At 71.4% G+C, this 12,115-nt stretch carries 12 protein-coding genes; 8 read left to right on the forward strand and 4 right to left on the reverse strand.

Annotation, left to right across the window (positions count from 1 at the left end; translation table 11 throughout):
• The first annotated feature begins 161 nt into the window (after positions 1-161).
• Positions 162-1,049 (forward strand): DMT family transporter, encoded by an 888-nt coding sequence (locus GGQ91_RS17530; RefSeq protein WP_075381572.1) that lies wholly within the window; start codon positions 162-164, stop codon positions 1,047-1,049.
• A 17-nt stretch (positions 1,050-1,066) separates the two neighbouring features.
• Here the strand turns inward: GGQ91_RS17530 and GGQ91_RS17535 are convergent, their stop codons facing one another.
• Positions 1,067-1,984 carry a hypothetical protein gene (locus tag GGQ91_RS17535; protein WP_043755151.1) on the reverse strand — a complete coding sequence of 306 codons (918 nt, stop codon included), beginning with the start codon at positions 1,982-1,984 and terminating at the stop codon, positions 1,067-1,069.
• A 153-nt stretch (positions 1,985-2,137) separates the two neighbouring features.
• Between GGQ91_RS17535 and GGQ91_RS17540 the strand changes: the two genes are divergently transcribed.
• The 4 genes from GGQ91_RS17540 (at position 2,138) to GGQ91_RS17555 (ending at position 6,022) form a co-directional block, all read left to right on the forward strand.
• Positions 2,138-2,701 carry a nitroreductase family protein gene (locus GGQ91_RS17540; RefSeq protein WP_182592521.1) on the forward strand — a complete coding sequence of 188 codons (564 nt, stop codon included), beginning with the start codon at positions 2,138-2,140 and terminating at the stop codon, positions 2,699-2,701.
• Positions 2,702-2,712: 11 nt separating this feature from the next.
• Positions 2,713-3,342, forward strand: a complete 630-nt coding sequence (locus GGQ91_RS17545; protein ID WP_043349196.1) for a flavin reductase family protein — start codon at positions 2,713-2,715, stop codon at positions 3,340-3,342.
• Positions 3,343-3,431: 89 nt separating this feature from the next.
• A complete protein-coding gene (locus GGQ91_RS17550; protein WP_182592614.1) occupies positions 3,432-4,517 on the forward strand; it encodes a lytic transglycosylase domain-containing protein in 1,086 nt (361 codons plus the stop codon).
• The gene (locus tag GGQ91_RS17555; protein WP_182592522.1) at positions 4,514-6,022 is read left to right on the forward strand and encodes a DUF2336 domain-containing protein; all 1,509 of its coding nucleotides are present in this window, start codon (positions 4,514-4,516) and stop codon (positions 6,020-6,022) included. The genes GGQ91_RS17550 and GGQ91_RS17555 overlap by 4 nt, the downstream gene beginning before the upstream one ends.
• Positions 6,023-6,177: 155 nt before the next feature.
• Here the strand turns inward: GGQ91_RS17555 and GGQ91_RS17560 are convergent, their stop codons facing one another.
• Positions 6,178-6,369 (reverse strand): hypothetical protein, encoded by a 192-nt coding sequence (locus tag GGQ91_RS17560; RefSeq protein ID WP_043382136.1) that lies wholly within the window; start codon positions 6,367-6,369, stop codon positions 6,178-6,180.
• 14 nt (positions 6,370-6,383) lie between these two features.
• On the reverse strand, positions 6,384-7,202 hold the full coding sequence (locus tag GGQ91_RS17565; RefSeq protein WP_053608952.1) for a universal stress protein: 819 nt from the start codon (positions 7,200-7,202) through the stop codon (positions 6,384-6,386).
• Between the two features lie 173 nt (positions 7,203-7,375).
• On the opposite strand from GGQ91_RS17565, the gene GGQ91_RS17570 reads away from it, so the two are divergent.
• Both GGQ91_RS17570 and GGQ91_RS17575 read left to right on the forward strand, forming a co-directional pair.
• Positions 7,376-8,188, forward strand: coding sequence for a universal stress protein (locus GGQ91_RS17570; protein WP_179697932.1), 813 nt, complete (start codon positions 7,376-7,378; stop codon positions 8,186-8,188).
• Entirely contained in the window at positions 8,188-8,517 is a 330-nt protein-coding gene (locus tag GGQ91_RS17575) for a c-type cytochrome (RefSeq protein WP_078947047.1), read from the forward strand. Before GGQ91_RS17570 ends, GGQ91_RS17575 begins: the two co-directional genes overlap by 1 nt.
• 67 nt (positions 8,518-8,584) lie before the next feature.
• Here GGQ91_RS17575 and GGQ91_RS17580 read toward each other — a convergent pair whose 3' ends face one another.
• Positions 8,585-8,947, reverse strand: a complete 363-nt coding sequence (locus GGQ91_RS17580) for a hypothetical protein (RefSeq protein WP_182592523.1) — start codon at positions 8,945-8,947, stop codon at positions 8,585-8,587.
• A 278-nt stretch (positions 8,948-9,225) separates the two neighbouring features.
• Between GGQ91_RS17580 and GGQ91_RS17585 the strand changes: the two genes are divergently transcribed.
• Complete coding sequence (locus GGQ91_RS17585) at positions 9,226-12,114, forward strand: AMP-binding protein (RefSeq protein WP_246410743.1); 2,889 nt, start codon at positions 9,226-9,228, stop codon at positions 12,112-12,114.
• The last annotated feature ends 1 nt before the right edge of the window (position 12,115 follow it).

Consider the following 12,115-nt stretch of genomic DNA (forward strand, 5'->3'; position numbering starts at 1 on the left):
GCGGTCCGCGGGCACCTGGTCGTGAGTCGCCCGTCGAACCCCTTGCGCAACTGTACTGACGCGTGACCGGGACAGAATGCCCGGCGGCGGCGGGATCGTTCCTGGCCCACCGGTGCCCGTCGCGGCAAGCGAAGGCCGACGTGAGTTTGCGGGAGACATGCATGGCAGACGCCTCGCTCGATCGGGCGCGGAGGTCGGCACCGGGCGCCTGGATGGATGGTCTTGTCGGGATCACCATCTTCAGCGCCTCGCTGGTCGCGACCCGGCTCGCCCTGACCGGCATGGACGCCCTGTTCCTCAGTGCGGCACGGGCGGCGCTCGCCGGCCTCGCCGGTGCGGCGGCCCTTCTGGCCCTGCGCCAAGCGCGCCCGCGCCGGGCCGACGTTCCGGCGCTCGCCATCGTGGCCGCGGGGGTCGTGGTCGGGTTTCCGCTGCTTACCGCCCTGGCCTTGCAGACCGTCGGTGCCGCGCATGGAACGGTGTTCCTCGGCCTGCTGCCCCTGGTCACCGCGCTGTTCGGTGCGCTGCGCTCGGGCGAACGGCCATCGCCCGTCTTCTGGTTGTTTTCGCTCACCGGTGCGCTCGTCACGGTCGCCTTCGCCGCGCGCGGCCTCGATGGACCGCCCGGCCCCGGGGATGGTTTCATGCTCGCGGCGATCGTGCTCTGCGGGCTCGGCTACGCCGAAGGCGGCGTCCTGGCGCGCCGGCTCGGCGGATGGCAGGTGATCGCCTGGGCCACGGTCCTGTCTCTGCCGGTGAGCGTGCCGCTGGCCCTGGCGCTCTGTCCGGCCGAGCCCGGCGCGATCCCGCTGCCGGCCTGGGCGGGCCTTGCCTACGTGGCGCTGTTCAGCATGCTGATCGGCTTCGTGTTCTGGTATCGGGCCCTGGCGCGCGGTGGCATCGCGGCGGTCGGCCAGCTCCAGTTGCTGCAGCCGTTCCTGGGCCTCGGCGTCGCCGCGCTGGTCCTCGGCGAGCGGATCGAGCCCGCCATGATCGGCGCCGCTCTGGCCGTGGCCGCCTGCGTAGCCCTGGCCCGGCGCTTCGCCTGAAAGCCGATCCGGCGCTCTCAGCCCGACTTGGCCACGACCTCGATGTCGCGGTCGAGGCCGCTCTCGACCTTGAATTCCCGCGTGTAGACCTGCCCGTCATGGCGCGCGATCAGGACGTAATCGCCCTCGGCGAGGGTCACCTGCGGGAACGCCCCGATGGCCTCGCGGATCGTGTCGCCGCCGGGGGTGAGAACCGAGAAGGCGGTGCCCGCGAAGGCCTCGGCCCCGGGAGCGGCCACGAGTTTCAGCGTGACGGTGGCGGCGCGGTGGTTGAGGGTCGCCTCCGTCACCTTGCCGTTCTCGACCCGGAGGTCTGCGCGCTGAATCGCGTTCGACTCCCCATAGGTCGAGACCACGTGATACGTGCCCTCGGGCAGGCGCAGCAATTCGCCGGTCTTGATCCCGGAGCGGACGAGGCGGCCCTCGGAATTGGTCCCCACCGGCACGAAGACCGAGAACATCACTTGGCCGGGCGGGATCTTCTGGTCACCCACGGCGCCCGCAAGCTTCAGTGCGCCGGCTGCCACCCGCAGCGTATCGGTGGTCGGCTGGCCACCCATCACGAGCCGCTTCGAGGCGCTGGCGAAACCGTAGGTCACGGTCGCCACATAGGTGCCCGGGGCGAGGTTGAAATGCGGCTCCGCCTCGTTGGAACGGGCGACAATCGCGGGGCGGGTGCCGTCGCCCCGGTCCTCGTAGATGCGCCATGCCAGCCCCTGGCGCAGGGGTGTGCCCGGCCCGGACAGAAGCGCCGACAGGGACAGCTGCGCCTCCGGCTCGGCCGCCGGCAGGGATGGCGGCAGGTTCGGCGTGGTGATCGACGGCGAGGGGAGGGCGCCGCCGAGCCGGTTCTGGAACGGGTCCTGCTGGGCGGATGCGGGCAGCAGGCCGGCAGCGAGAATCGCCAGCGCCGTCGCGGCAAGCCTCATGCGCATCGGTCGGCCTCTCTCAACCCTTCGCCCCAGCTCGGACGCCGGATCGTCCGGGGCTGCCTGTGCCTCCGGACCATGGCGGTGGCAAGGCCGCACTTCCACCGGAGGCCCGCGCATGCCACATCCCCCACGGGACGCGATACCGGGACGGAGCGCATGACCGCCACCCTCGATCTCCTGAAGACCCGACGTTCGGTGCCGCCGCCGCTGCTGGACGAGCCGGGCCCGGATCGCGCGCAGCTGGAGGCAATCCTGACCGCGGCCTCCCGCGTGCCCGACCACGGCAAGCTCGCGCCCTGGCGCTTCATCGTGATCGGCGGGGAGGCGCGGTCGCGGGCGGGCGAGATCATTGCGTCGACCTTCGCGGCGGACAATCCGGACGCCTCGCCGGATCGGCTCGCGCAGGAGCGGGCGCGCCTGACCCACGCGCCGGTGGTCGTCGCGGTGGTCTCGCGAGCCGGGCCGCATGTGAAGATCCCGGAATGGGAGCAGGTGCTCTCCGCCGGTGCCGCCACCATGAACCTCGTGATCGCGGCGAATGCCGCCGGTTTCGCGACCTCCTGGCTGACGGAATGGTTCGCCTACGACCGTCGCGTCCTCGACGCACTGGGCTTGGCGCCGGCGGAGAAACTGGCGGGCTTCGTCCATATCGGCCGGGCGCGCGAGGTGCCCTCCGACCGGCCGCGGCCGGCGCTCGACGACATCGTCACCTACCTCTGAAGGGACCGGCCGTGCATTACGATCTCGCGCTGCCTCGGGAGGCGCGCGCCCTCCCGCACAATCCGCTCAAGGCCATCGTCGCGCCCCGGCCGATCGGCTGGATCAGCGCCATGAACCGTGCGGGCGCGGTGAACCTCGCGCCCTACTCGTTCTTCAACGCCGTGGCCGACAACATGGTCGCGTTCTCCTCCACGGGCCGCAAGGACGCGATGACCTTCGCCGAGGAGGGGCAGGAATTCGTCTGCAGTCTCGCGACCTGGGATCTGCGCGACGGGATGAACGATTCCTCGGCGCCGCTGCCGCGCGGAACGAGCGAGTTCGCCTTCGCCAAGCTGGAGACCGCGCCCTCGCACAAGGTTCGCCCACCGCGGGTGGCCGCCTCGCCGGCGGCGTTGGAATGCCGCTGGTTGCAGACCGTGCCGCTGGTCCCCCTCGAGGGCGGCGAGGCCGAGAATTTCCTGGTGATCGGCCAAGTCGTGTCGATCTATATCGATCCACGCTACGTGGTCGACGGCATGGTCGATACCGCGGCGATGCATCCGATCATGCGTGGCGGATACTTCGACTACTTTCACGTCACGGCCGACACCCGGTTCCAGATGCGCCGGCCGAAGGGCGCCGGGGAGTTCACCGGGTCCTGAAACAGGATCGGGCCGCGCACCGTCGATTGAGGACTTGTTTACCATAGCGGGCGCAGGTTCGGACGGTCCCCACTCCCGTGCGCGCCCGGATGTTCCTGTTCACCACGCCGTCGAGCCCACCGGAGAGCCCGCCGCCCCAGGCGCGGTCCCTGCCGGCCGCGCCCGCCTCGGGTCCGGTCGTCCAGGCGATCCGTGACGGAGCGACGGCGAGCGGCGTCGGCTTCGACTATCTCCTCGCCACGGCGCGGCGTGAATCGGCCCTCGATCCCGCCGCCAAGGCGGGGACCTCCTCTGCCACCGGGCTGTTCCAGTTCATCGAGCAAACCTGGCTCGGCGTGATGAAGAATGCCGGGCCGCGGCTCGGTCTGCAGGCCCAGGCCGAAGCCATCACCCGACAGTCGGACGGCACCTATACGGTCCCCGACGCGAGCCAGCGGCAGGCGATCCTCGACCTGCGCCGCGATCCCAAGATCTCCGCCACGCTGGCCGGCGCCCTGACCCAGCAGAATGCGGACGCCCTGACGAGCGCCCTCGGCCGCGAGCCGACCGCGGGCGACCTCTATGCGGCGCATGTGCTGGGCGCGAAGGGTGCCGCGGCCCTGATCTCGACGGCCCGCGCCTTCCCGGAGCGCGCCGCCGCCCTCGACCTGCCGGAGGCGGCCGCCGCGAACCGGGCTCTGTTCTACGACCGCGCCGGAAGGCCGCGTAGCGCTGCCGAACTGTATGCCAGCCTCTCGGCGGCCGCACAGGGCGCGGCCGCCACCGACCTCACCGGCCTGCGCCAGGATAATCCCGCCGCGCCGCAGGCCGTGTCGGCCTATGCCAGTGCAGCGACCGCGTTCGGTGGGAGCTCGGATCTGCGCAGCCTGTTCCAGACGGACCAGCGCGGTGCGGCGTCGGATGCCGCGGCGCGGCTCTGGCAGTCCCGCAACTCCGCCGCGCCGACGCAGCACCCGGCGCCGACCTACTTCCCGCGCTCCGATTCGGAGCCGCCGTCGCGCGTCGCCGACGCGGAGCCTGCCGTCACGGGCGCACTTCCCGAGCCGGCGGCGACGCCCGCGGGCGCACCTCTTCTCAATCCGCCGCTGCCGCCCCGCCGACCCGCGGACCTTGCGGTCGCAGTGCCCATGCCCGGCGACAGGACCAGCCTGTTCGCCCCCCGGAGCGGTCGATGATCATCCGCGACTTCCTGGCCTGGACGCAGAATGCTTCGGCCGGAGGCCGGGCCGAGGCGACCGCGTCTCTGGCGCGGGCCTACCTGTACGGGGATCTCAACGCCGACGAGGCCTGGGAGGCCAAGACGGCGCTGCTCGCGCTCTTGGACGATCCATCGCCGCTGGTACGCCGGGCGCTCGCCGAGACCTGCGCGGCCTCGGCACGGGCCCCGCGTCCCCTCGTGGTCGCCCTCTCCTGCGATGTGCCGGAGGTGGCGCGGCTGGTCCTGGCCCGATCCCCGGTCCTCACCGATGCCGATCTCGTGGATGCCGCGGCCCTCGGCGATGAGGCGACCCGCGCGGTGATCGCCGCCCGGCACCACCTGTCGCACGCGGTCTCGGGCGCCCTGGCCGAGATCGGCGAGACGGACACGCTGGTCGTTCTGGCGGCCAATCCGACGGCGAAGATCACCGCCGGCCGGTTGCTGCGCATGATCGAGCGGCGGGGAGACGAGGCGTCCCTGCGCGAGGCGCTGCTTGCCCGGGCCGACCTGCCGCCCGAGGTGCGCCATGCCCTCGGGATCGCGGTAGCACAGGCTCTCTCAGGGTTCGTCACGGACCGGGGCTGGCTCAGCGCCGAGCGTTGCGGCCGGATGAGCCGCGAGGCCGGCGAGCGCGTGGCCCTCGAGGCCTGCGAAGGACGGGGTGCGGCTGCGGTGTCGCGCCTCGTGACCCATCTGCGCACGACCCGGCAGCTGACGGCAGGGCTCGTTCTCCGAGCCGTGCTCTCCGGCCGGATCGACTTCGCCCTGGCCGCCCTGGCCGACCTCTCGGGTCAGGATCATGCCGCGATCGTCCGGGCCATGCGCGACCCGCGCCAGTTCGCGGACCTGCATGCCAGAGCCGGCCTTCCCGAACCGCTCCTGCCGGCGATGCAGGCGGCGCTCTCCGCCTGGCAGGACCTCGCCGACCGGGCGCTCCCCGCCCGGGGAACCGGTCTGTCGCGGCGGATCATCGAATGCGCCATCGAGGCCTGCGGCGATCTCTCGGATCCGCACATGCATCCGGTCATCACCCTGCTGACACGCTACGAGGCCGAGGCCGCCCGGGACGAGGCCCGCGAGGCGGCCCGCACCATTGCCGCACAGGCGCTCGCCCGGGAAACGGCCCGCCGGGAGACCGAAGCCGCCGACGCCGCGTGGCGTGCTGCCTTGGAAAGCCAGCGCCAGACCGCCTTCGTGGCCGAGGCCGGTCCTGACGAAACCGTCATCGTCACAGCCGTTGCCAACGTGCCGGCTGTGGCCGAGCCGCTCAATCCCGTGGGGGCGATCCTCGACGCGTTGCCGGAGCAGATCCTGGCTTGGTACCGCACCGAGGAACTGGACCCGGCCACGCAGGCCGCGACCGATCGGGTGCTCGACGGCCTCGGTGACAGCCTCCTCGACCATTTCCGCGCCAGCCAGGGTCGCGCCGAGCCGGATTCGGAGGAGGCGACCAGCGATCAGGCTGCGCGCATCGCCGCCTGATCGGACGACAGGGCCCGGCCTGGCCGTCGCCGCCTCGTCCTGGGCGAGCGCAGCGGCGGGCGGCACCGCTGCGCCTGGATCGCTCCGCACGGGAAGAGCTTCAGGACACGGCCGGGATCGCCGGCTTCCGGGGCCGGTCAGGCACGAATCCGCAGTCAGGGCACGATCTCGGGCGGCATTCCGCCCGGGATGCCCAGCGGCTCGTTGGCCGGCGGCACGTCGTCCGGCTCCGAGTCGGGGATGCCCAGGGGCTCCGGCAGCGGGGTTTGCTGCGGCTCCGGTGTTCGCGCTGGAGATGGCGGCGGGAAGCCGGTGTCAGGATCGCCAGGGTTGCCCGGGTTCGCCATCGGCGCACCTCCCGTCAGTGGCTCATCAGGCTGCAGACCGACGCGTCGGCCAGGAGGTCACGGGTCACGCCGCCGAAGAACCATTCTCGCAGACGGCTGTAGCCGTAGGCCCCGGTCACGATCAGGTCCGCATCGGCCTCGACCGCTGCCCTCTGCAGTTCCTCGGCCGCCGTCCAGCCCGATGCCACGACTCGGCGCGGCACCGCATTCACGTCGTGGAGGGCCAAGTACCGGGCGACATCCTCGATCTCTGACGCGTCCTCGCCATCGTTGACCCGCACCACCTGGACCGTCTCCGCACGCCTGAGCAACGGCATCGCGTCCCATACGGCCCTGCGGGTCTGCGGAGAGCTCTTCCACCCGACGACGATGCGCTTCGCCTCCATTCGCTCGACGCCGGGCGGTACGACCAGAACCGGACGGCCCAGCTCCATCAGAACGTCCCCGAGGTCGACCGCAGCCCCGAGGGACACTCCCTCGTTCTGCGCGTAGCGACCGACGACGACGAGGTCTGCGGCCCGCGCCTGCTGCTCCAGAAAGCGGACGGGATGGTCGAGATCCGAGCGCCACTCGACGCGGTCGCTGCGGCAGGCGGCCTCCCGGAAGATCTGTTCGAAGCCTGCGAGTCTCGTAAGGGCGGCTTGGCGGATGTCCTCGATGGCCGAGCCCATGGGCACGGCGGTCTCGCCATAGCCCCGCGGATAATCCGGCACGCATGCGGCCACGCCGACGAGGCGCGTGCCCAGGCGATGCGCGAGATCCGCCGCGAGTCGTATGCGTTGCGCGGCGTGCAGCCCGTCATCGACCGCGACCATGAGGCTGGCGTACGACATGCGGATATCCTGCGACCGGGAGCGGAATACCCACCCACAATGCGGTCGCGGTTTCCGCAGAGCCTTGATCCATCTCAAGACCCGGACGACCCAGCATCTTGCGCTGGATCAAGGCGGCTACGCGCCTTCTGGGCCACCCGTCGTGTCTCGCTTTCGGCACGGGAAGGGGCGCCATGGGCTACGCGAATATCCTCGTCGCCCTCGACCTCAGCGAGGACGCTCCGGACCGGGTCAGCCTCGCCGCCGGATTGGCGCGGCGCTTCGAAGCGATCCTCACGGGTGCGGCCGCCCAGACGGTGCCTGTTCCCATCCTGGTGCGGGACCTCTGCGAGGCGGCCGACGACGTCGAGCAGAATGCGACCCGGGTCCGCGGAATCCTGCAACGGGCGCGCGACGTGTTCGAACACAGCGCCGGCAGCGAGCTGCGCACGATCTGGCACGCGGGCTTCGCCGATCCGCTGACGCATCTCGTCGAACAGGCGAGCACCGCCGACCTCGTCGTCGTGAGCCGGCAGGGGCCGGATGATCCCGACCCGGGTCCGCTCGGCGTGTCGCCAGGGCCCGTCCTGATGCAAGCCGGCCGGCCCGTCCTCATCGTGCCGCCGCGGATCGTCCATCTGAAGGCCGCCCGCATCGTCCTCGCCTGGAAGGACGGTCCTGAAGCGCGCAGGGCGATGTCGGCGGCGCTGCCCTTCTTCCGCGCGGCGGATCAGGTGCTCGTCGCGACCCGCGGCGAGGACCTGCGGGTCGGCAACGCCGAGGATCTGGCGGTTCACCTCGCCCGGCACGGCGTGAGCGCCACCGCCCACCACCTCCACGCTGCCGGCCCGGATGCCGACGCGATCATGCGGTTCGCCCTGGAGCAGGACGCGGACCTGGTCGTCATGGGGGCCTATGGCCATTCCCGCCTGCGGGAATGGATCTTCGGCGGCGTCACGCGCGATGTCCTCGACCGCGCACCCATCTGCAGCCTGATGTGTCACTGATGCGTTGGCGGCTCCTCTCCGTCGGTGTCGCCCTCGGCCTGGATCTGCTCTGCACCGGAGCGATCGAGGCGGAGGAATCCTCGGCGCCGCAGGGGCGGAAGTTTGCGCATGCGCATTGCGCAGGCTGCCACGCCATCGGCCTCCGGGGCGCGAGCCCGATGCGGGCGGCCCCGACCTTCCGCATGCTGGCCGAGCGCTTTCCCGTCGACGACCTCGCCGACGTCCTGATCGAGGGCGTCGAGCGGCGGCATCCGGCGATGCCGGACTTCCGGCTCGAACCGGATGATGCCGCCGACCTCACGGCTTACCTCAAGACGCTGAAACCGTGACGGCCGGTCGACGAATGCACGACCGTGCATCCCGGCCACTGCAGTGCGGATCGGATCGCGGCCGGGTTCAGAAGGCGTAATAGTCGGTGCAATGCGCCGGCGGAAGGAGACCAGCGTAGCCCCAGATGCAATCGTCGTAGCGCCTCCAGCGCTGGAATCCGTCTGCCGTGCCCATCACCGGAACAGGGGCGCCCGTCACGAATCGGCCGCCGGCCAGGGTCCGGCTTCGCACGCCGCCTTGAGAGGCGGCGCGATCGCGGTAGACCGACGCCCGGTCCCTGAAGCGGGGCGATCTTCGCACGGGGCCGCACAGGCAGGTCGATGTCCGACGCGCTTCGACATGCGCGAAGGGCAGGGCGCCGCTTCCGGGCCGCGCGAGCGCCGCGGTCGATCCGACCAGGACGGCGATGACGAGGACAGAGCGGAACATGACGCCTTCTTCCGGTCACCGGATGACGGCGCGGATCATAGACCCGCACCCCGACCGCGCGTTTGACGCGTGTCAACGGAATCTCATCCGGCGAAGGTCTCGCTGCGTGCGCGATCCGAGGACGCGCCGCCTCGGCAGGCCAAGCTCGTCGGTTCACACTCGAACACAGCATTTTCCCCGGTCGATCGCTGCATAGGCACATCCGATGCGGCGTTCCCGTGTTGATGAAGATCAAGCCGCGGCGGCGGGACACGGCTTATCTGAGTTGCGGATGCGGGTTGGAGCCCGGTCATTTCGCCGGCATCCCGGAGTCCTTCGTGGAGAACGTCGCGCGCCTGCCGAGCGAGCGGTTCGATCCGGTCGCGCAGCCCACCGGAGCCGCTGTCCTGGACATGGTCCGGTCGCTCCTGCTCGAACTGCACCCGGAGCGGGGCGCGACGATCGCGGTCGACCTCGACAGCGACCTCGAACGGGAGTTCGGCCTCGACAGCCTGGGGCGCGCGGAGCTGATCCTGAGGCTGTCGCGCAGCTTCCGGGTGTCGCTGCCGGAGAGGCTGATCGGCGAGGCAGCGACGCCGGCCGCGTTGCTGGCCGCGATCCAGGCTGCGGGCGCCGCGCGCGAGCCCTCGGCGGCATCCCCGCCACCAGCCGCGCTGCCGACGGCGGCCGAGCCGCACCGGGCCACCACGTGGGCGGACGTGCTCGATTTCCACGTCCGCAATCACCCGGACCGCCCCCATCTTCGATTGCAACAGGAGGACGGGACCGAGACCGTTCTGACCTACGCGGCGCTCGACCGGCGTTCGCGTCAGGTCGCGGCCGGCCTCCTGAAGCTCGATCTCGCCTTCGGCGACCGGGTCGCCCTCATGCTGCCCACCGGGCCCGACTTCTTCCCGGCCTTCCTCGGTACGATCCTGGCGGGTGGGGTCCCGGTCCCGCTCTACCCGCCGTTCCGGCGCGCCCAGATCCAGGATCACCTGCAGCGTCAAGTCGGTATCCTGGCGAACGCCGCGCCGCAGATCCTGATCACCGATGCGGCGATCAAACCCTTCGCCTGGCTGCTGCGCGACGGCGTCGAGAGTTTGCGGGTCCTGACGACCACCGCGGATCTCGTGACGGAAGACGCTCTGGCGGCGGCCGTCCCGGCCACGGGGGCGGACCTTGCGCTGATCCAATACACCTCCGGCAGCACAGGCGATCCGAAGGGCGTGATGCTGACCCACGCCAACCTGCTCGCCAATGTCCGCGCCATGGGCGAAGCGGTGGCGGCCTCGTCGGCTGACGTCGTCGTGAGCTGGCTCCCTCTCTACCACGATATGGGATTGATCGGCTGCTGGCTGGGCAGCCTCTATTACGGTGCGCCGGCGGCGATCCTTTCACCCCTGGCCTTCCTGGCCGATCCGGGGCGCTGGCTCAGGACAATCCATCGCCAGCGCGGCACGATCTCGGCCGCCCCGAACTTCGCCTACGAGCTGTGTCTCAAGACCCTGCGGGACGAGGATCTCGCGGGGCTCGATCTCAGCTCGCTGCGCGTCCTGACCAACGGGGCCGAACCGGTCAGCCCGGACACGCTGGCCCGGTTCACTGAGCGCTTCGCGGCCTTCGGCCTCCGGCCGTCGGCCGTCACACCCGTCTACGGGCTCGCCGAATGCGCGGTCGGCCTCACCTTTCCGCCCCTCGGCCGGGGCCCGCGCATCGACTGGATCGACCGCGCAACGCTGTCGCGGAGCGGCGAGGCCCTGCCGGCCGAGCCTGGCGCTCCGGGGGCCGTCGCCTTCGCGGCCTGCGGGCATCCGTTGCGCGGCCATCAGATCCGGATCGTGGACGAGGCCGGGCGCGAGGTGCCGGAGCGCCGGGAGGGGCGGCTGCAGTTCAACGGTCCCTCCGCGACGACCGGCTACTTCCGGCGTCCGGAGATCACGCGCGCCCTGTTCGACGGAGCTTGGCTCGAGAGCGGCGACCTCGCCTATTTGGCGAGCGGCGACGTCTTCGTGACGGGGCGTACCAAGGACATCATCATCCGGGCCGGTCGGAAGATCCATCCGCACGAGCTGGAAGAGGTGGCGGGCGCGGTCGACGGCGTCCGAAAGGGCTGTGTCGCGGCCTTCGCGAGCCCCGACCCGAGAACCGGGACGGAGCGGCTGATCCTCGCCGCCGAGACGCGCCTCACCGACGCCGCGGCCCTGGAGGAGCTACGCCGCACCCTGGCCCGGGAAGCGATGGGCGTGATCGAGCAGCCGCCCGACGTGATCGTCCTGTGTCCGCCCCGCACATTGCCGAAGACGTCGAGCGGGAAGATCCGTCGCGCGGCGACGCGGTCGCTCTACGCGGCAGGCGAACTCGGCCGGCCGGAAGCCGCCCTGCGGACGCAGCTGGTCCGGCTCGCCGTCGCGGGGGCCGCGGCGCGGCTGCGCCGTATCGGGCGGCTCTGGTCAGAGGCAGCCTACGCGGCCTCCTGGTGGGGCGTCCTCGTCGTCATCGGTGCCATCCTATGGCCGCTGGTGCTCGTCCTGCCGAAGCGCGCTTGGCGCTTCGGCGCCCTCCGGACGGGCCTGCGTGTCTTCTTCCGGGTCACGCGGACGCCGTTGACCGTATCGGGCGAGCCCGTCAGCCGCGGCGCCGTCGTCGTCGCCAACCATGCGAGCTATCTCGACGGCGCCGTGCTGGCGGCCGTGCTGCCCGGGACGCCGGTCTTCCTCGCCAAGCAGGAGCTGGCCCGTCAGCGCATCGCCGGGCCGTTCCTGCGGCGGCTGGGAACCGCCTTCGTCCACCGGGGTACCGTGGCGGGTATCGCCGACGCGGCGGCGATCGTCGGGCGCATCCGCGATGGCGAGCAGGTGGTCGCGTTCCCGGAGGGCACCTTTACCCGGACCCCGGGCCTCCTCGGCTTCCACCCCGGTGCGTTTCTGAATGCCTGCCGCGCGGGTGCCCCGATCGTGCCGGTCGCGATCACAGGCACGCGGTCGGCGCTGCGGGCCGATCAGTGGTTCCCCCGGCGGAGCGTGATCCACGTCCATATCGGAGCGCCGATCGCCCCGGACGGCGAGGATTTCCACGCCGCGATCCGCCTGCGCAATCGGGCCCGCGCGGCGATTCTCGCCCGCTGCAACGAGCCGGACCTCTCCCGGGAAGCGATGCCGCCGCCCGTCGAGCCGGCTCCGGAATGAT

This window comes from Methylobacterium fujisawaense, from assembly GCF_014138435.1.
In the GTDB taxonomy this organism is placed as follows: Bacteria; Pseudomonadota; Alphaproteobacteria; order Rhizobiales; family Beijerinckiaceae; genus Methylobacterium; species Methylobacterium fujisawaense.

Bases quoted from the DNA above. Each gene is read 5' to 3' on its own strand.
- GGQ91_RS17575 (WP_078947047.1), top strand. From the start codon at position 8,188: ATGCGTTGGCGGCTCCTCTCCGTCGGTGTCGCCCTCGGCCTGGATCTG.
- GGQ91_RS17580 (WP_182592523.1), bottom strand. From the start codon at position 8,947: ATGTTCCGCTCTGTCCTCGTCATCGCCGTCCTGGTCGGATCGACCGCG.
- GGQ91_RS17530 (WP_075381572.1), top strand. From the start codon at position 162: ATGGCAGACGCCTCGCTCGATCGGGCGCGGAGGTCGGCACCGGGCGCC.
- GGQ91_RS17540 (WP_182592521.1), top strand. From the start codon at position 2,138: ATGACCGCCACCCTCGATCTCCTGAAGACCCGACGTTCGGTGCCGCCG.
- GGQ91_RS17535 (WP_043755151.1), bottom strand. From the start codon at position 1,984: ATGCGCATGAGGCTTGCCGCGACGGCGCTGGCGATTCTCGCTGCCGGC.
- GGQ91_RS17565 (WP_053608952.1), bottom strand. From the start codon at position 7,202: ATGTCGTACGCCAGCCTCATGGTCGCGGTCGATGACGGGCTGCACGCC.
- GGQ91_RS17560 (WP_043382136.1), bottom strand. From the start codon at position 6,369: ATGGCGAACCCGGGCAACCCTGGCGATCCTGACACCGGCTTCCCGCCG.
- GGQ91_RS17550 (WP_182592614.1), top strand. From the start codon at position 3,432: ATGTTCCTGTTCACCACGCCGTCGAGCCCACCGGAGAGCCCGCCGCCC.
- GGQ91_RS17555 (WP_182592522.1), top strand. From the start codon at position 4,514: ATGATCATCCGCGACTTCCTGGCCTGGACGCAGAATGCTTCGGCCGGA.
- GGQ91_RS17570 (WP_179697932.1), top strand. From the start codon at position 7,376: ATGGGCTACGCGAATATCCTCGTCGCCCTCGACCTCAGCGAGGACGCT.